Source organism: Glutamicibacter sp. PAEs-4, from assembly GCF_051161755.1.
GTDB classification, from domain to species: Bacteria; Actinomycetota; Actinomycetes; order Actinomycetales; family Micrococcaceae; genus Glutamicibacter; species Glutamicibacter nicotianae.
In genome coordinates this window covers 2628475-2647120 of the sequence record NZ_CP195017.1, presented here as the reverse complement: position 1 = coordinate 2647120, position 18646 = coordinate 2628475, and the positions used below count along the sequence as shown (strand labels likewise).

Here is an 18646-nt window from a genome sequence, read left to right as displayed (position 1 = left end):
TACTCTGCCCACCACCAGCCGACAGAGGAAATGCGTGCTAATAATTCTCACTGCGCTGTTTGTGACCGCTCTTTTATGCCCACTGATATTCAGGGCCCTGAAGCGTAACGGTTTCTACGTTGTGGCGGTCGTTCCTGCAGTGGGATTCATTTGGTTGCTGACCCGCATGCCTGCGGTGCTTTCCGCTGACAATTCACTGGCCAATGGTGCGCCAAATGCGCCGCCATCAGTTCAGATGGAATGGATTCCCGGGCTGAACATCGCCCTGAATTTCCGCATGGATTCCTTGGCCGCGACAATCCTGCTGCTGATCCTGGGCGTGGGCGCGCTGGTGCTGTTCTATTGCGCCCGCTACTTCAAGAATGATGATCCTCAGATCGGCGGCTTCGCGGCGAAGATGGTAGCTTTCGCCGGGGCCATGACCGGCCTGGTGACGGCAGATGACATCATCATCATGTTCATTTTCTGGGAAATCACCAGTGTCCTTTCCTACTTGCTGATCGGTTTCAGCCAGGCCCTGATCACCGCGCGCCGTTCGGCCATGAACGCCCTGATCATCACGACCCTCGGCGGTCTGGTGATGCTCGCCGGCATCCTGATGCTCGGCGCGGCGGCCGGCAGCTACCAGCTGTCGGAAATCATGGCGTCGGCCGATGCGCTGGTGGCGCTGGGGACCTTCACCGATGTTGCGGTGGCGCTGATCATCGTCGGTGCGATCTCCAAGTCGGCCCTGGTGCCCTTCCACTTCTGGCTGCCCGGTGCCATGGCGGCCCCGACTCCGGTGTCCGCGTACCTGCACGCGGCGGCCATGGTCAAGGCCGGTGTCTACCTGATCGCCCGCCTGGCCCCCGGCTTTGCCGAGACCGCGCTGTGGGCACCCATGACCGTGGGCATCGGCATTCTGACCATGCTCATCGGAGGCTACCGGGCGCTCAAGCAATACGACCTCAAGCTGATCCTGGCCTTCGGCACGGTCTCGCAGCTGGGCTTCATCATCGCGGTCTTCGGCTTCGGCACGCCCGAAGCCGCCTTCGCGGCGCTGGCCATGACGCTGGCGCACGGCCTGTTCAAGGCGACGCTGTTCTTGAGCGTGGGCATCATCGACCACAACACCGGTACGCGCGATATCCGCAAGCTCACCGGTTTGGGCCGGGCCATGCCGATCCTGGCCACGACCACCGGCATTGCCGCGGCCTCCATGGCCGGCGTTCCGCTGCTGTTCGGCTTTGTCGCCAAGGAGGCTGTCTACGAGGCGGCCCTGCACCTGGATACCGGGTGGTCGCTCGCGGCACTCATCGGCATCCTGCTAGGCGCAGCGCTGACCATGGCCTATTCGCTGCGCTTCTTCTTCGGAGCGTTTGGCGTGAAGAAAAAGAAGCTGCCCGCGCTGCAGTGCAAGGCCCCGACGCTGATCTTCCTGGCCCCCTTGCTGGTTCTTTCGGCGGCGACGCTGTTCCTCGGCCTCTACCCGCAGCTGGTGGAGCCGTTGGCCATCCACTGGTCGGCCGCGCAGGGCGGCCCTGGCAAGATGCACCTGCTGCCCTTCGCCGGCTTCAACGCGGCCCTCGGGCTGAGTGCCATTTCCGTGGGCCTGGGCCTGTGCTTCTTCTGGCTGCGCCACCGCACCGACACCGGCGCCCCGCTGCGCCGGATGATCACCTCAGCCGAGGAGATCTATCGCATGTCGGTGAACGTGCTGGACAAGGCGGCCATTTGGATCACCGGCCGCACCCAGCGCGGTTCGCTGTCCTTCTACCTGGGTGTCATCCTGGTCGTGGTGCTGGTGATTCCGCTGGCCATCGCGCTGACCGTCTACACCCCGTGGCCGACGAACTGGATCATTGCCGACCATCCGGCGCAGCTGCTGATCGGTGCGGTGATCATCGCCGGTGCGGTGGTTGCCATTACCGCGCCGAAGCGCTTCATGGCGGTGCTGATGGTTTCGGTAACCGGCTATGGCATGGTCGCGATCTTCGCCCTGCAAGGTGCCCCCGACCTGGCACTGACCCAGCTGCTGGTGGAGACCATCGTGCTGGTCTCCTTCGTGCTCGCCCTGCGCGCCTTGCCCAAGCGGCTGTGGGTCGGGCTGACCAAGATCAAGTGGGGCCGGGCGATCTTGGCGATCTCCCTGGCCTTGATGGTCGTCTACATCGCCATCGCGATGATGGCCGCGCGCACCGAGGCACGCATTTCCCTGGCTTGGCCCGATCTGGCCTACTACGACGGATTCGGCAAGAACATCGTCAACGTGGCCCTGGTGGATATGCGCGTGTGGGATACCTTCGGCGAAATTACCGTGCTGGCGGCGGCAGCCACCGGTGTGGCGTCGCTGATCTTCGCCGGACGAAGCTTCGGCAACCGGGTACGCGCCCACCACGTGGCTCCAGGCAGCATCGACGCCGGCTCCGAAGCCATCGGCACCAAGGACTCGAAGGAAACCGAACTGCGCATCGCCCGGCGTTTCGCTTCCAGCTCCAACCAGGACTGGCTGATGGCCGGCAACACGCTCGTCGCTGAACGCCGCTCGATCATTTTCGAAGTTGTCACCCGGCTGATGTTCCACACCGTGCTGATCATGTCGGTGTACACGCTGCTGACCGGGCACAACACCCCAGGCGGCGGCTTTGCCGGCGGGCTGATTGCCGGCTTGGCGCTGACCATCCGCTACCTGGCCGGAGGCCGCGTGGAACTGTCCGAGTCGATGCGCATCGCTCCGGGCATGCTGATTGGCGGCGGCATTGCGCTGGCCGGCCTGGCCGGCATCGTGCCGCTGCTGCTGGGCGATGGAATCTTCACCACTTATGCCCTGGAATTCTGGTTCTTCGGCGAGCACAAGTTCGTTTCCTCAACGATTTTCGATATTGGAGTGTATCTGGTGGTCCTTGGCCTTGTGCAGGATGTGCTGCGTTCCCTGGGCAGCGAAATCGATTCGCTGTCCGAGGGCCGCAGCCCGGTGGACCGCCACGATGAAATCCAGGCATCACGGACAGGAGTTGGCCGATGAGCGTGAATATCACCTTCCTCGTCGTCACCGGCGTGCTGCTGGCTGCCGGCTTCTACCTGGTGCTCGAACGCACCCTGACCCGTGTGCTGCTGGGCATCATGCTGCTGGGCAACGGCATCAACCTGCTGCTCCTCACCAGTGGCGGCCGCAAGGGAGCGGCACCGCTGTTCAACCCCGAGGTGCCCGCGGACGAGTATTCCGATCCGCTGCCGCAGGCGCTGATCCTCACAGCGATCGTGATCACCTTCGCAGTGACCGCGTTCCTGCTCGCGATGATCTACCGGTCCTGGACCTTGACCAGCGCCGATGAGCTCACCGATGACACCGAAGATATCAAGGTGTCCCAGAAGACCGCCTACGACGAGGAAGAGGACTCGCCGGTGGCTGAGGACACGACCGAATTCGTCGATGAAGAAGGCCGCCCAGTGCGCGAGGGGGAAGAGTGAATTTCCTGGATCTAGCCCCGTTGGCTGTGGTGCTGCCGATCTTCGGCGCCGGTGCCGCGTTCCTGGCCCGCCGCCAGGTCCGCATGCAGCGCATGATCACTATCGGCATCCTCACTCTGACCCTGGTGCTCGAAGCCGGGATGCTCGCCGCCGTGTGGGGCGGGGAAAGCTACGCCATCCACATTGGCGGCTGGGACTCGCCTTTCGGCATCGCGCTGATGGTCGACGGGTTCAGCTCGTTCATGCTGCTGGTCTCCACGGTTGTTTCGCTCGCCGTGCTGCTCTTCGCCACCAGCCAGGGCCTGGCCGATGGCGATGAGCCCGGACCGGTGTCGATTTTCCATCCGGCCTACCTGATCCTGCTCGCCGGCGTGTCCAACGCCTTCCTGGCAGCCGACCTCTTCAACCTGTATGTCGGATTCGAAATCCTGCTCACCGCCAGCTATGTGCTGCTGACTCTGGGCGGCACCGCTGAACGCATCCGCGCAGGCACCACCTATGTGGTGGTATCGGTGGTCTCCTCGGTGATCTTCCTGATGGCCATCGCGATGATCTACGCGGCCACCGGCACGGTGAACATGGCAGACCTCGCGGTGAAGCTGCCTGAATTGGGCCAGGGCCCGCAGCTTATCCTGCATGTGCTGCTGCTGATCGCCTTCGGCATCAAGGCCGCGGTCTTCCCGCTGTCGCTGTGGCTTCCGGACTCCTACCCGACCGCGCCGGCACCGGTCACCGCTGTGTTCGCCGGGCTGCTGACCAAGGTGGGTGTCTACGCGATCGTCCGCACCGAAACCCTGCTCTTCCCGGGCGGCTCGGTCAACGCCGGCCTGCTGGTGGTGTCCGCGCTGACCATGGTCATCGGCATCCTCGGTGCGCTGGCGCAGACGGACTTCAAGCGCATGCTCTCCTTCACGCTGACCAGCCACATCGGCTACCTGATCTTCGGCGTGGCAGTGGGCGGGCCGCTGGCCATCGCCGCGACCATCTACTATGTCGGCCACCACATCATCGTGCAGACCTCGCTGTTCATGGTGGCGGGCCTGATCGAACGCCGTGCCGGCAGCTCGAATGTCACCCGGCTCGGTTCGCTGGCCAAGCTGTCCCCGGCGCTCTCCCTGCTCTTCTTCATCCCGGCCATCAACCTTGGCGGCATCCCGCCATTCTCCGGGTTCCTGGGCAAGTTCGGGCTGCTGCATGCTGCCGCGCAGGACGCCGACCCGCTGACCTGGGTAGTGATCGGCGCCGGGCTGCTGACCAGCCTGCTGACCCTGCTGGCGATCATCCGCGTGTGGGCCCGCGTGTTCTGGCGCCGTGCCGCCGATGCCGAGGTGCCCAACCAGGAGCTGGTGGCCGAAGCGACGCAGGTCGCCGACGAGACGCTGGCCGGCGGTGCGCAGAACCCGCGCCTGGGCTTGAAGCTGGCCAAGCAGCTGGAAGCCCACTCCTTGCCCTGGGGCATGCGCTATGCCACCGGTTCGCTGGTGCTGGCGGGCATCGCCCTGACCGTCTTTGCCGGGCCGATCTTCGAATTCTGCGAGCGGGTGGCCGCTGAGCTGATCGCCCGCGAACCATATATCAGCTCGATCTTGCCATTCTGATTGGAGGGATGATGCCGAACAAGAACTTTGAACCGCGCGACCAGCGCATCGATGATGCGCTGGATACCTCCGGCGTGCGCCACCGTGCAACACTCAAGCAGGAATGGCCGCTCCTGCTGCTGCTGCTCTTCGTCTGGGGCGCCCTCTGGCAGGACTTCTCGCTGGCGAACATGATCTTCGGGGCGGTCATTGCGCTGGTGATCGTGAACCTGTTCCCGCTGCCGCCGGTGGTCCTTTCGGGCCGGATCAACCTCTGGTACTGCGTGAAGCTGTTCATCTGGTTCCTCGGTCAGGTTGTCGCGGCCAGCGTCCACGTGGCCTGGCTGGCAATGGTCCGCGGGAAGAACACCCGCAGCGCGATCATCGCCGTCCCGCTGCGCACCGGCTCGGACCTGATCGTGATGACCGTGGGCCACGTGCTCACGCTGATCCCGGGATCCTTCGTGATCGACGTGGACCGCAGCTCGTCGACCCTGTACCTGCACTACATCGACATCCAGTCGCCGGAGGATGTGGAGACGGCACGGGCAGCTATCCGGGACATCGAACGCCGGCTGATCATGGCCATCGGCAGCCGTGACGAGTACGAGGCGATCAAGAGCGAATGCGGACCGGACTTCGCTGCGAGGAAGGGATAAACATGCTGGATATCGTCATCTGGATCTGCGGCATCATGCTCGGGCTGGGTGCCATCGCCTGCCTGATCCGGGTTGCCAAGGGGCCATCAATCCTAGACCGGGTGCTTGCCCTGGACGTGATGCTGCTGATCATCTCCGCCGCCCTGTGCCTGGAGATGGTGCTGCACAAGCACACCGACTACCTGCTGTTCGTGGTTGCCGCGTGCATGCTCGGCTTCATCGGCTCGGTGACCGTCTCACGCTTCGTCTCGGATCAGAGGAATGCCTAATGGAACTCTTCCTCGATATCCTCGTCGCCATCCTACTGATCCTCGGCTGCCTGATGTCCTTGATCGCAGGCATCGGCTTGCTCACCTTCCCGGACATGCTCACCCGCATGCACGCGGCCACCAAGCCGCAGGTGCTCGGCTTCCTGCTGATCTTCGCCGGGTTGGCCATCTACCTGCGCAGCTGGGCGGTGATCCCGGTCCTCGCGTTGGCTTGGGGCATGCAGCTGCTGACAGCGCCGGTTTCCGCCCACATGATCGGCCGTTCCGGCTACCGCACCAAGCACGCGGCCAAGGAAACCCTGTTCTCCGATGAGCTCAGCCTTGTGGTCAACAGGGTCAACGGCGCACCGCCCACCGGAGCAACACCGATGTCCAAGGCCGAAGCGCCAGAGGACAAGTAATGCGAAAAGAGCGGGAGCAGTTCAGCTGAACTGCTCCCGCTCTCGGCTTGCCGCCGAAGCCTATTTGGTGAACTTGGCAACAACCTTGTTGGCGCTGCGGTCGGCCACGGTCTGCATGATCGCTGCCACCAGGGCCGAGACGATCGCGAAGCCCAATGCGCGGCGGAAGGACGCTTCAGCCGCTTCCTCGGTGCCCTTGCGTGGCGCTTTGCTGCCGGTTGCCTTCAACCAAATGAAATCAACCAGCTTGCCACCGAGCATGCCCGCGCCAACGGTGATGCCGGTAGTGACAAGTTTCTGCACTTTATCCATTTTTTCCTCGCGATCAAGCTCGTGACACATCGTTCCTCTGCCCAGCATACCTGCGGTATGGTGGGGGAGCAGTAATTATTCCGACAGGGGAGCGTCAGACTTCTACGAAGTCGCAAGACGCTGAGAGTGCGATGGATCGCAGACCCTCGAACCTGCCCCGGCTAGTACCGGCGAAGGAAGTCGAGCATCTCGGATGCGGATAGGCGCAGCATGCCCTCATTCCGTGCATCCCCCCTCCTTTCCACAGGAGGACCAACAATGAACGAAACAATTTCGAAGCATCGTACCGGCTGGCGTGTCGTCGATATCGTCGTGGCATCGGTGATCGCCGTGGCTTCAGGAGTCATTTTCTGGGCATGGAGTGCCGGCTACGGCCTGTTTTCGCTGGCCTTCGCGGCTTTCCCTCCAGCCACCGCGCTGCTCACCGGCATGTGGCTGTTCCCCGCGGTGCTCGGCGCATTGATTATCCGCAAGCCTGGCGCCGCGCTCTACTGCGAGCTGCTGGCCGCCGTGGTTGAAGCGCTGCTCGGCTCGCACTATGGGTTGACCGTGCTGATCTCCGGCCTGGTCCAGGGCCTGGGCGCGGAGCTGGTCTTCGCGGCATTCCGCTACCGCAAGTGGAACCTGGGCGTGGCACTTCTGGCAGGCCTGTTCTCCGGCCTGTTCGCCGGCATTACCGAGGCATACATCCTGGCCTACTACGTCGAGTACACCGCCGGGATGAAGATCTTCCACGTGATCGCCACCGGTGTTTCCGGTCTGGTCATCGCCGGGCTGCTGTCCTGGCTGGCCACGCGCGGACTGGCGAAGACCGGTGCCCTGAGCGCACTGGCGAGCCGGCGTGCACACCTGGAAACCGCAAAATGAGTTCAGTTGCCAATTCCGATGCCGCCTCGCTGACCCAGCGCGGAGCGTCAATCACCGCAACTGGTTTCGGCTGGCAGCACTCGGAGCGGCAGGAACCTGCCATCTCGGGGCTGGATCTGCAGATCCACGCCGGTGAAAAGGTGCTGCTGCTCGGTCCATCCGGTGCCGGCAAGTCGACGTTGCTGCATGCAATGGCCGGGCTGCTGGAAGCCGATGAGGATCAGCAGCTTGCCGGCCAGCTGCTGATTGATGGCAACGATGCATTCAGCCGGAGCCACCCGGTGGGCTTGATGCAGCAGGACCCGGAAACCCAGGTCGTGCAAAGCAGGGTCGCCGATGATGTGGCCTTCGGAGCGGAGAACCTCGGGATGGATCCGGGCGTGATCCGCCAGCGGATCCCCGAAGTGCTGGACGCGGTCGGATTGGGCGCGCTGTCCTTCGACCACCGCACCCAGCAGCTCTCCGGCGGGCAGAAGCAGCGCTTGGCCCTGGCTGGCATCCTGGCCATGGAACCCGGCCTCATGCTGCTCGATGAACCGACCGCCAACGTGGACCCGCAGAGCATCGGGCCGTTGCGCGATGCGGTGCTGAACGCCGCGAAGCTATCCGGTGCCACGCTGGTTGTGGTCGAGCATCGGCTCGAAGCCTGGGCAGAGCATATGGACCGGGTTATCGTGCTGGAACCGGGCGGGGGAGTCGCGCACGACCTGGATCCGCGTCAGCTGTACACCGAAGAACCCGTGCGCCAGGAGCTGGCTGCCGCCGGGCTATGGGTTCCCGGATATGTTCCGCAGGTGGCACCGGCCGAGAACCTTGCCGGAGCTATGCTGCTGGAAGCGCGGCAGCTGGTCTGCGCCCGCACGGCTACCGCGCCGCATACCCAGGCGGTGGATATGGAAGTGCAGGCGGGCACCGCCACGGTGATTCTCGGCGAGAACGGCGCCGGCAAATCGACGCTGGCCCTGGCCTTGGGCGGTTTGCTGGCCCCGGCCAGCGGTGAGCTGACGGCCACCGCGCAACTGGCCGACGGCCTGGGCAATTCCCCGTTTGCTTGGAAAGCCGGTGCACTGATCGGGCGGATCGGCTCGGTCTTCCAGGAGCCCGAACACCAGTTCGTGACGCAGAGCGTCCGCGAAGAGCTGGCTTTCGCACCCAGCCGTGCGCAGGCGAGCAGCGTCAACGCGCCGAAGTACGACCCGGCCCAGGTCCAGGCGCGCGTCGATGCGTTGCTTGAACGCTTGGGGTTGGCGCATTTGGCTGAGGCGAATCCGTTCACGCTATCCGGCGGAGAGAAGCGCCGGCTGTCCGTGGCCACCGTTTTGGCAGCCTCGCCAGAGGTGCTGATCCTCGACGAGCCGACGTTCGGGCAGGATGCGAACACCTGGCGGGAGCTGGCCGGGTTGCTGGTCGAAGAGCTGCAGCAGGGCACTGCGATCATTGCAGTCACCCACGATGAGCATTTTGCCTCGGTGCTCCAGGCCAACCAGCTGGTGCTCGCTTCCGGCACCCCGGATGCTGATGCCCCGCGCCAAGGGCCGGTGCTCGATGCGCCGGTAGGGCACAGCTGGCTGGCGAAGATCAATCCGCTGGCCAAGCTGGGTGCGGTGGCCGCGGCAACGCTGCCGCTGATCACCACCTTGGATTGGGTCTCGGCACTGGTGATTATCCTGGCGACCGTGGTGTTCTTCCCGCTGGCCGGGCTGAGCCTGCTGAAATTCCTCAAGCGTGCGTGGCCGTTGCTGCTTGCCGGGATCTTCGCGGCCTGGGGCATTGCCCTGGTGGGCCAGGACAGCGGCATGGTGTACGCACAATTCGGCGCCTTCAGCATCACCGAGGGATCGGTAGCCGGCGGCATCGCCACCGGACTGCGCGCCTTCGCACTGGCCATCCCTTGCATCTTGCTGCTGGCCACCACGAACCCCAGCGATTTGGGCGGGGCGCTGTCCCAGCAGCTGAAGGTCCCGCACCGGTTTGTGCTCGGGGCGCTGGCAGGCATGCGATTGCTTGGGCTGATGGTGGAAGAATTCACCACGCTCACCCTGGCCCGGCGTGCTCGCGGTGTCGGAAACTTCGGCACCGTGGGCCAGCGCATCAGGGCAACCCTCGGCCAGGTGCTGGCGTTGCTGGTGCAGGCGATACGCCGCGCCGGACGGCTGGCAACCACGATGGAGGCCAAGGGGTTCGGCACGGCCAAGCGCACCTGGATTCGCACGGCCACCTTCACCTGGCGTGATGGCATGGTGCTGGCAACCGGAATCCTGCTTGGCACGACCGCCATGGCTGCGGCCGTGCTGGCAGGGACCTACAACCTGGTGTGGTCCTAGCGGATTGCGTCGCTCAGGGCGCTGAGCTCCTCATGGAGCTCGGCGTCCAGCCGCAACGGCTTGGCATCGATGGTGCGCACCGGGGTGAGCAGGCGGATCGATGACACCAGCCACACGCCGTCGGCCTGGTACAGGTCTTCAGGGCGAAGCGGGCCATAGCCCAGCTCCCAGCCGTCCTGCGCCGCCGCATCGAAGATCGCGCTTTGCGTGGTGCCTGGCAGAATGCCGGTTTCCAGCATCGGGGTGAGCAGCCGCTTGGTCTCGCCATCGCGCTGGGCAACCAGCACGGTTGAGGTCGGAGCTTCGAGGATGATGCCGTCAGCCGAAGTGAAGATGACGTCATGGGCGCCGTGCTTGTGCGCGTAGCGCAGGGCGGCCATGTTGATCGAATAGGAGAGGGTCTTGGCGCCCATCATGAGCCATGGTGCGCGTTCTGCCAGCTTCGAGTCGTAGCCGCGGTCCAGCAGCAGGACATCCACGCCGGTTTCGCGCTGTTCCTTGCCCAGCGCCGGTGCCGGGGTGACGGTGACCCAGCAAATGGCGGGATCGTTGTCGTGCTCGCCGCGTGCAGCGACCAGCTTCACCACGGCCTCTTCGGCGCCGCCGGTGGCGTCGAAGTCGGCCACCGCGGTGTCGACCGCGGCATACCAGCTGCGCGAATCGGGGATGGCCAGGTCTGCGACTTCAGCAGAGATTGCCAACCGTGCCAGATGCGCTTCGAATTTGCGGACGGCCTGGTTGGTGTAGAGCATCGATTCGAAGATGCCATCACCTCGCGTGACTCCCTGTGCAGTGACCAGAAGTTGCGGTGCGGTGATATCGGCAAGACGTCCGGCCGGATAGGCAGGATCCAAGAATACAAGTGAGCTCATAAAGACAGATTATCGAACCCCAGCGTCTTCTGCGTGATTTCTGCGGGCGGAGATTCAGACAAGCAGGAGATTGTTCGATAAGCTAATCGAAGGATTTTGGCCTGTATATCGCAGATCAGAGGCCGAAATGCCAACTTCGAGTGTATAGCCAAAGGGGGTGCCTACGTGTGGCCGAGCAATGAAGTCTTCTTGCAGATCGGCGGTGTTCTCTGGAGCGTGCTGGTCGCGATTGAGCTTGCGGTCCGCTACTTCATGATCGGCATCGTTCCGGGCAACCGGCGCCCCACCACCGCAATGGCATGGCTCTTGGCCATCTTCTTCCTGCCCGTGGTAGGACTTGTCGCCTATTGGCTATTCGCCAATCCACGGCTGTCGCGCAGCCGGTTGGAAAAGCAGCGGCGGGCTCACGATGAAATCATGAAGGCCACGAGCCACATGCAGCTGCCCGAAGAATTCCATTCCCAGGAGGAATGGGTCGAATCGGCGGTCATGCTCAATCGCAACCTTGGTGCCATGCCGCTGGAAGGCGGAAACCAAGTTGAGGTCCTTTCCGATTACCGTGCCTCGCTTGACGCAATGCGACTGGAAATCGAAAAGGCCACCCGTTATGTGCACATCCAGTTCTACATCATGGGCGATGACCCGGACTATGTTGGGCCGGTACTCGATGCGCTGGAAGCGGCAGCGGATCGCGGCGTGCACGTCCGATTGCTTTTCGACCACTTGGGGACCTTGCGCGTCAAGGGCTACAAGGATTTCAAGAAGCGCCTGAAGAAGTCCAATATCAACTGGCACCCGATGCTGCCCATCGACTTGATTGGCCGGCGCTGGCGACGCCCGGATCTGCGCAACCACCGCAAGATCCTGGTGGTTGACGGCGAGGTGGCTTTCACCGGAAGCCAGAACCTGATCGAACCTGGCTACAAGCGCGAGTCCGCCCACAAGGTTGGCCGCGAATGGGTTGAAATGATGTTGCGCGTCGAAGGCCCGCTGGTGCGCAGCCTGGACGTCACCTTCGCTACCGACTGGTGGCAGGAGGACGACGACCAGGAAGTGCTGATGGACATGGCCGAGGCCCGCCACCCGCTGGCCTACGAGGAACGCCCTGGCTCCACCCTGGCGCAGCTGCTGCCCAGCGGCCCAGGCTACGGGACCGAGAACAACCTTCGGCTGTTCAATACGCTGATCTATTCGGCCTCCGAACGCCTGGAGATCACCAGTCCCTACTTCGTTCCCGACGATTCGCTGCTCTACGCCATCACCACTGCCGCACAGCGCGGGGTGGAAGTCGAGTTGTATGTTTGCGAAGAAGGCGACCAGTTCCTGGTGCACCATGCACAGCAGTCGTATTACCAGCAGCTGCTGGAAGCCGGCGTGCGCATCCACCGGTATCCGGCTCCCATGGTGCTGCATACCAAGTGCTTCACCGTGGATAACGAGGTGGCGGTGGTGGGATCCTCGAATATGGATATGCGTTCGTTCAGCCTGAACATGGAAATATCCGTGATGCTGCTGGGCCAGGAAATGGTCGATGCGGTCAACCAGGTGCAGAACCACTACCGGGAGATTTCTTCGGAAATCACCCTGTCGCAGTGGCGCCGCCGGCCGCGCATGCAACGTTGGATCGACAACGTCGCACGCCTGACGGCCACCTTGCAGTGACGCTGAGCGCTTAGGATTTGTCCGGGAAGCTGGCCCCCAGCGCCTGGAGCACACCACGGGATTTGGTGATGACCTCGTCCCATTCGTCGGCGGGTACCGAATCTGCGGTAATCGCTCCGCCCAAGCCCAAGCTCAAGCGCCATGACTGGTCAGCCAGCTGGTCGCAGACCAGGGTGCGGATCACCACTGAGAAGTCGGCAGCGCCATCAGCACCCAAATAGCCCACCGCCCCTGAGTACAGTCCGCGGGCACGATGGTCTTCCAGCTCATCCAGGATATTCATTGTGGACAGCTTCGGTGCACCGGTCATGGAACCGGGAGGGAACGCTTCACGCAGGGCCTCGGCGGCCAAGTGCGGGGAGGACAGCGTGGCGTCGATGGTCGAGACCATCTGGTGCACCGTCGCATAGGATTCCACCGCGCACAGCCGGGCTACCTTCACCGAACCGGGAACCGCATGGTGCGACAGGTCGTTGCGCAGCAGGTCGACGATCATGATGTTCTCGGCCCGGTCCTTGGGATGCGTAGCCAAATCATGCTTCAAAGCGAGATCCGATTCTTCATTCTCGCCGCGCGGACGGGTGCCCTTGATCGGCTCGGCCCGCAGCTGCCCGTCCTTGGACAGCGCGAGGAAGCGTTCCGGCGACATGCTGGCGATCTGCAGATTGGCGAAGCGCAGGTAGTGGGCAAAGGGTGCCGGGCTGGAGCGGCGCATGCGGCAATAGGCTTCGAATGGATCGAACTGTTCGGCATGGGCGGTCAACTCGGTGGTCAGGCACACTTCGTAGGTGTTGCCTTCATAGATCTCCCGTTGAGCTTTGCGGATCTTGTGCCTGTAGCCGGTTGCAGTATCCGCGCAGCTGAATTCCGGGATGGGCAATTCCCGCCCGCTGCGCAGTTCTGGCGGGTTGCCCAATAGGATGCTCACTGCCGCTGCGGGCTCGGCAATGCTGTGCAGATGCATCTGCTCTTGGTGATGGTCGATGACCACCACGGTGTCCGGCGCGAAGAACTGGGCATCCGGGCGTACCCGTCCGGGTTCAACCACAGCCTGCAGATCTGCTGCGCCGACCTCGCGTTTCAGCTCATACCCGAGATACCCCACCCATGCGGGCAACGGATAGCCGGTTTTCGCATCGATTGGCGAGCCAGGCCAGCAGCCAGCCAGGGCGCGGAAGAAATCTTTGCCCAGCCGTACTTCAGCGCCGGGCAGTCGGATGCTCGTGCCGTGGCTGGTAGCGCTCAGCAACGGCGGCTGCTGAGCAGTGGAGAGAGCAAGCACCGAATAGCGATTGCGTCCCAATGGGTCGCTGAGCTTGTGGCTTGTCGATTCCAATAACGCGGCATGCGGAAGGGCAGCGGCCAGTTGCTCGAAAAGCGAGGCCGCATCACCTGGCGCCTCGTAGCTCTGGCGGAATTCCAGGACGCTGGGAGCCGTGTTGGGGCCTGCGCACCGCTGGCGTATTCCGGCGGGCAGGTATGGGCAGGCCAGTGCCCAGATTTGCATGGGATCGCGGTCGCTGGCGGCGTCCATCACCAGGTCGGCCGCGTGGTGCGGGTTATGGGCCTTCAGGTACCGATCTTCCTGCTCGGCCCACATGTCCCAGTACGGGCGGTAGGTCTCGCCGTCGCGGGCCAGGGCCCGGTCGCGGCGGCAGTTTTCCGGGGCCTCAAGCCAGATTCCGAGGTCGAGGTACTTCCGGGCTGCGCCATGGAGCGCGCCGACGCCTTCAACGATAACGATCTCGGCAGGCGAGAAGTTGCTGGATTGGCCGAGGGTACTCGATTCCCAATCCCAGGTGGGGTATGTAGCGGTGAGCCCTGCTGCCAGCTGCGGCAGGATCCGTTCATACAGCTCGAAGGAACTGTGCAGTCCATCCCAACCGTGGTAAAGGTCTTCAAGGCGCAAAATAGCTACGGAGGCTGTGGCTTCCAAGTATTCCGCTAGGTCTGTTGCAAAGGTGCTTTTGCCGGATCCGGAACGCCCGTCAATGGCAATAAGTGTTGGTCTAGCGGTTTCCACGAGAGGTGATATTACTCCGCACGTAATCTACAAGGGCAGGCAGGGAAGCAGAAATGAGTTTCCAGGTCTCGCGGAAATCTCCCGCGTCACCGTACCAAGGGTCGTAAATGCCCTGCTGGTCGTGCGGGGAGCTCGCGGTTCCCGGATCGAAGGAACGGAACATCCGCAGCTGCGGGCGTTCGCTCGGATCGATCTCGGCCAATTCAGGAACGAGATCCTCGAAGTGGTCGGTGTCCATTGCCAGGACAAGATCCATCTTGGCAATTTCGTCCGAGTCGATCTGGGCGGCAATGTGCTCAGCAGCATCAAGCCCATGGCTGCGCAGCGTACTGGCGGCCCGCTCATCGATGCGCTTGCCGACTTCACCATCGGTGATGGCTCGCGAAATGACCTCCACCTGCGAGACCTCGGCGTCCTTGAGCGCATTCTTGAGCATGTACTCGGCCATGGGGGAACGGCAGATATTTCCCGTGCACACGATCATTATCCGGAACATGGCATCAGTCTATGGGCACAAGGCGATTCGATCGATAGCTACGCGCCCGTTTCCCGGCAACAAAACGGCAACGATTCGGTGCGCAGGGCCATGAATGGGTTACGACTAGGGGTTCAAGACGGCTTTGAGGGAGAAAAAATTAGTGGATCAGCAACAGCAGCGCGGCGACCAGGATGAATAGGATGCCGAAGAGGATGTTCAGCAGCTTGGCACCCCGGTAGGTGGCGGTGAAGCGTTGGAAGGTACGGGCGGTGCCGGCAAAGAAGAAGAACATCACCAGGATGTCCACCACGATGACCGTGCCGATGAAGATGGCGTATTGAGCCAGGAGCGGCTGGTCGGCGCGGATGAACTGCGGGGTGAAAGCCAGGAAGAAAACTATGGCCTTGGGGTTGAGCAGGTTGACCAGGATGCCGCGGTTGAGCATGGCCCAAGGGGTCAGCTTGTGCCCGCTGCTGGATCCGTCGGAGGCGACCTCGGGTTTGGACAGCAGCATCCGGATGCCCAGGTACACCAGATAGGCAGCTCCGGCGTAGCGGATGATGGCGAAGAGCAACGGCGAGCTGGCCACGAGCAGCCCGACTCCGGCTGCGACGATGACCACATGGATCAGCAGGGCGATCTGCTGCCCGAGCACGCCCCAGATGGAAGCGCCCCAGCCCTGCCTCAAGGAATTGCTCATGGTATTGATCGCACCGGCACCGGGGGTGAAGCTGATGACGATGCAGGCGCTGAGAAGGGAAAGCCAGAGTGAAAGGGTCACTGCTTAATGCTAGGTTGCCGGGATGCTGCGGGCTGATTCGTTGCGCGCTGTTACGGCTTCTTCGCGAGCACTGTCCACCCCGGCAACCGCTTCGGCCATGAAACGGGCTATGACCTGCAGCTGCTGTTCGTCGTAGTGGCTGATCACTTCGCGCATTTTGATGCCCAGCGGCATGAACATTTCCCTGCCCTTGCCTCGTGCTTTGGCGGTCATGGCAATGCGGATGACACGGCGGTCCGCATCCGAGCGCTGGCGCTCGATCATGCCCAGTTTTTCAAGGCGGTCGAGCATGGCGGTGGTAGCTGGGGAGCTCAGCTGCAGTTCGCGGCTCAGGTCGCGGGGAGAAGGCAGCTGGCCGCGTTGCTCGTGCTTCATGATGATCGACAGCGCATTCATGTCCGTGCGATGGGTTCCGTACAGTGCTCCGGTGGACTCAACGTACCGATCTGAGGCCTGGCCGAATTCCTGCAGGAGCATGACCAAGCGGTGCTGTTCTCTGGCGCTCATAAGCGCAATCCTAGTCTGAAAAACTCAATAGCCTAGGAAGTATTTCGATAATGGAAATACATCTTGTAGTATTGCGTTCGGGATCGCTGGTCGATCCACCGGCAGCAAATACGAGTGAGGACGGATCAGTGGCGCATCTAGCGAAAACCGGCCAGGCACCGGGCAAGAAGCGAATGAACAAGAAGAACGTCGGCATCAGGGCGGGAATCTATGCCCTGCTGATCGTCCTGTGGCTGGGTGTCGCGGGAATTGGCGGCCCGACCTTCGGCAAGCTTTCAGAGGTCCAGACCAATGACCAGACCTCATTCCTCCCGGCTACCGCGGAGGCAACCGAGGCCCTGGAATGGCAGAACAAATTCCGCTCCACCGATGCAATTCCAGCGGTCGTGCTGCTCACCAGCGATGCCGGGGTCAGCCGGGAAAGCGCCGCGCTGGTGGGCGAAGCGCTCAACGGCTTCACGCATCTTGACGGCCAGATCACCGGCCCCTTCCTCTCCGAGGACGGCAAGGCCGCTGAATTCATTGTTCCGGTCTCCGGCGAGGTGAAGGCCAACGAGGGAGTCGACGAACTGCGTTCGCTCCTGGCCGCCGAGAAGCCCGAGGGCGCCAGCGCCTATGTCACCGGCCCGGCCGGCTTCAGCGCCGACCTGGTCGAAGCCTTCGGGGGCATTGACGGAGTGCTGCTGGGCGTGGCGCTGGCCGCCGTGCTGGTGATCCTGCTGCTCGTCTACCGCTCGCTCCTGCTTCCGTTCACGGTGCTGCTGACCTCGGTGGTGGCGCTCTGCGCGGCAATCGTCGCGGTGTACTTCATGGCATCCGAAGGATGGATCCGCCTGGACGGCCAGGCCCAGGGCATCTTGTCGATCCTGGTCATCGGCGCGGCGACGGACTACTCCCTGCTCTTCGTGGCACGGCACAAGGAAGCCCTCGTTGCAGGTGAGGACAAGTGGCGGGCTGTGGCATCCGCGTGGAAGGGTTCGGTGGAACCGATTGCCGCTTCGGGCGGCACCGTGACGGTGGGCCTGCTGTGCCTGCTGTTCTCGGATCTGAACTCGAACAAGGCGCTGGGCCCCATCGGCGCCTCGGGCATCATCTTCTCGATCATCGCCGCATTGACATTCCTGCCGGCAGTGCTCGGGTTGCTGGGCCGGGCCGCCTACTGGCCATTCCCGCCCAAGCCGGCGGCCGCGGATGCCCAGGGCCAGCAGAAAGAAGGCCTGTGGGGCCGCATTGCGCGTTTTGTCGCCAATCATCCGCGCCCGATCTGGATCATCACCGCGCTGGTGCTGGCCGTCGGAGCGCTGGGCATGACCCAGCTCAAGGCCCATGGCGTGCCGCAGAGCGAGCTGGTGGTGGGCGCTTCCGAAGCGCGAGATGGCCAGATCGCCCTGGGCGAGCACTTCCCTGGCGGATCGGGCTCCCCGGCCACGGTGATCATCGATGAAGCTGAAGCACAGACTGCCCTGGAAAAGGCCCTCGATGTCACCGGCGTGGATTCGGCCTACCTGCAGGCCGAAGACGGGGGACCGGCGATGGCCGCCCGAGGAGCCGAGCCGTACAGCGTCGAAGGCCGCAACCTGATATCGGTGACCCTGTCCGATGCGGCGGACTCGGATGCCGCCAAGCAGACCGTAGTCGAGCTGCGCGAGCAGATGCACGCGCTCGATGCCAACGCCCTGGTCGGCGGCACCACTGCGACCCAGCTCGATACCAACGAGACGGCGATTGCCGACCTGTTCAAGATCATTCCGATTACGCTCCTGGCCATCTTGCTGATCCTGATGCTGCTGCTGCGCTCCATTCTGGCGCCGGTGCTGCTGATCCTGACCACTGTGCTTTCCTACGGCACCGCCATGGGCATCAGCGCGCTGGTCTTCAATAACGTCTTCGGGTACGTGGGCGCAGATCCGTCCGTGCCGCTGTTCGGCTTCGTCTTCCTCGTGGCGCTGGGCGTGGACTACAACATCTTCTTGATGACCCGTGTGCGCGAGGAATCCTTGAAACGCGGCACCCGCGAGGGCATGCGCGTGGGCTTGAAGGTCACCGGCGGCGTGATTACCTCCGCCGGCGCGGTGCTTGCCGCGACCTTTGCCGCATTAGGTGTTGTGCCGATCATGTTCCTGGGCCAGCTGGGCTTCATCGTGGCCTTCGGCGTGCTGCTCGATACCTTTGTGGTCCGCAGCCTGCTGGTTCCCGCGCTGGTTGAGGAAATTGGACCAAAGGTCTGGTGGCCCTCGAAATTGGCGAAGAAGAAGTTCGAATTGAACTAGCAAGAAGTTCGCAGAATCCGGGAGTGCAAGTGGTGAACATCTCCCGGCATAGCAGTGCAAATCGGGGCCGCTCACAGGCGTGCCCCGCTTGAGCACTGTAGTATGGATCTTTGTGCGTCACCGGAAAATTCTGTGGCGTATGCGTCGACAGTTTAGATTTCCCCTCCAGTAGATCGCCCGGACAACCTCCGCCG

Annotated in this window: 16 protein-coding genes and 1 riboswitch; of the genes, 10 read left to right on the top strand and 6 right to left on the bottom strand. The window is 63.1% G+C overall.

Annotated elements, in window-relative coordinates; translation table 11 throughout:
- Positions 1-34 precede the first annotated feature (34 nt).
- Genes ACR9WD_RS12500 through mnhG form a run of 6 tightly spaced genes read left to right on the top strand, consistent with a single transcriptional unit; the run spans position 35 to position 6356 of the window.
- Positions 35-3004, top strand: a complete 2970-nt coding sequence (locus ACR9WD_RS12500) for a Na+/H+ antiporter subunit A (protein WP_038991746.1) — start codon at positions 35-37, stop codon at positions 3002-3004.
- On the top strand, positions 3001-3450 hold the full coding sequence (locus ACR9WD_RS12495) for a Na(+)/H(+) antiporter subunit C (RefSeq protein WP_038991744.1): 450 nt from the start codon (positions 3001-3003) through the stop codon (positions 3448-3450). Before ACR9WD_RS12500 ends, ACR9WD_RS12495 begins: the two co-directional genes overlap by 4 nt.
- Complete coding sequence (locus ACR9WD_RS12490) at positions 3447-5048, top strand: Na+/H+ antiporter subunit D (protein ID WP_434922147.1); 1602 nt, start codon at positions 3447-3449, stop codon at positions 5046-5048. The genes ACR9WD_RS12495 and ACR9WD_RS12490 overlap by 4 nt, the downstream gene beginning before the upstream one ends.
- Before the next feature lie 8 nt (positions 5049-5056).
- Complete coding sequence (locus tag ACR9WD_RS12485) at positions 5057-5686, top strand: Na+/H+ antiporter subunit E (protein ID WP_083586559.1); 630 nt, start codon at positions 5057-5059, stop codon at positions 5684-5686.
- A 2-nt stretch (positions 5687-5688) separates the two neighbouring features.
- Positions 5689-5955 (top strand): monovalent cation/H+ antiporter complex subunit F, encoded by a 267-nt coding sequence (locus ACR9WD_RS12480; RefSeq protein WP_038991741.1) that lies wholly within the window; start codon positions 5689-5691, stop codon positions 5953-5955.
- Complete coding sequence (mnhG, locus tag ACR9WD_RS12475; protein WP_038991739.1) at positions 5955-6356, top strand: monovalent cation/H(+) antiporter subunit G; 402 nt, start codon at positions 5955-5957, stop codon at positions 6354-6356. Before ACR9WD_RS12480 ends, mnhG begins: the two co-directional genes overlap by 1 nt.
- 60 nt (positions 6357-6416) lie before the next feature.
- Here mnhG and ACR9WD_RS12470 read toward each other — a convergent pair whose 3' ends face one another.
- Positions 6417-6668 carry a DUF4235 domain-containing protein gene (locus tag ACR9WD_RS12470; RefSeq protein WP_038991737.1) on the bottom strand — a complete coding sequence of 84 codons (252 nt, stop codon included), beginning with the start codon at positions 6666-6668 and terminating at the stop codon, positions 6417-6419.
- Between the two features lie 75 nt (positions 6669-6743).
- Positions 6744-6864: riboswitch (TPP riboswitch) on the top strand.
- 62 nt (positions 6865-6926) lie between these two features.
- Between ACR9WD_RS12470 and ACR9WD_RS12465 the strand changes: the two genes are divergently transcribed.
- A complete protein-coding gene (locus tag ACR9WD_RS12465; RefSeq protein WP_066141114.1) occupies positions 6927-7535 on the top strand; it encodes an ECF transporter S component in 609 nt (202 codons plus the stop codon).
- Positions 7532-9859 carry an ATP-binding cassette domain-containing protein gene (locus tag ACR9WD_RS12460; protein ID WP_434922146.1) on the top strand — a complete coding sequence of 776 codons (2328 nt, stop codon included), beginning with the start codon at positions 7532-7534 and terminating at the stop codon, positions 9857-9859. The genes ACR9WD_RS12465 and ACR9WD_RS12460 overlap by 4 nt, the downstream gene beginning before the upstream one ends.
- Here the strand turns inward: ACR9WD_RS12460 and ACR9WD_RS12455 are convergent.
- Positions 9856-10731 (bottom strand): aminodeoxychorismate lyase, encoded by an 876-nt coding sequence (locus ACR9WD_RS12455; RefSeq protein WP_038991732.1) that lies wholly within the window; start codon positions 10729-10731, stop codon positions 9856-9858. The two genes, ACR9WD_RS12460 and ACR9WD_RS12455, sit on opposite strands and share 4 nt — an antisense overlap.
- A 165-nt stretch (positions 10732-10896) precedes the next feature.
- Between ACR9WD_RS12455 and cls the strand changes: the two genes are divergently transcribed.
- A complete protein-coding gene (gene cls, locus ACR9WD_RS12450) occupies positions 10897-12393 on the top strand; it encodes a cardiolipin synthase (RefSeq protein WP_256370177.1) in 1497 nt (498 codons plus the stop codon).
- A gap of 10 nt (positions 12394-12403) precedes the next feature.
- Here the strand turns inward: cls and ACR9WD_RS12445 are convergent, their stop codons facing one another.
- The 4 genes from ACR9WD_RS12445 to ACR9WD_RS12430 all read right to left on the bottom strand — a co-directional run bounded on the left by ACR9WD_RS12445 (position 12404) and on the right by ACR9WD_RS12430 (position 16182).
- Positions 12404-14329 carry a chorismate-binding protein gene (locus ACR9WD_RS12445; RefSeq protein ID WP_434922145.1) on the bottom strand — a complete coding sequence of 642 codons (1926 nt, stop codon included), beginning with the start codon at positions 14327-14329 and terminating at the stop codon, positions 12404-12406.
- A gap of 73 nt (positions 14330-14402) precedes the next feature.
- Positions 14403-14912: a low molecular weight protein-tyrosine-phosphatase gene (locus tag ACR9WD_RS12440; RefSeq protein WP_038991730.1), complete on the bottom strand. Its 510-nt coding sequence runs from the start codon at positions 14910-14912 to the stop codon at positions 14403-14405.
- 139 nt (positions 14913-15051) lie between these two features.
- Complete coding sequence (locus tag ACR9WD_RS12435) at positions 15052-15675, bottom strand: LysE family transporter (RefSeq protein ID WP_066141102.1); 624 nt, start codon at positions 15673-15675, stop codon at positions 15052-15054.
- Positions 15676-15684: 9 nt separating this feature from the next.
- Positions 15685-16182, bottom strand: a complete 498-nt coding sequence (locus tag ACR9WD_RS12430; RefSeq protein WP_038991728.1) for a MarR family winged helix-turn-helix transcriptional regulator — start codon at positions 16180-16182, stop codon at positions 15685-15687.
- A 173-nt stretch (positions 16183-16355) separates the two neighbouring features.
- Between ACR9WD_RS12430 and ACR9WD_RS12425 the strand changes: the two genes are divergently transcribed.
- The gene (locus ACR9WD_RS12425; protein ID WP_434923210.1) at positions 16356-18452 is read left to right on the top strand and encodes an MMPL family transporter; all 2097 of its coding nucleotides are present in this window, start codon (positions 16356-16358) and stop codon (positions 18450-18452) included.
- The last annotated feature ends 194 nt before the right edge of the window (positions 18453-18646 follow it).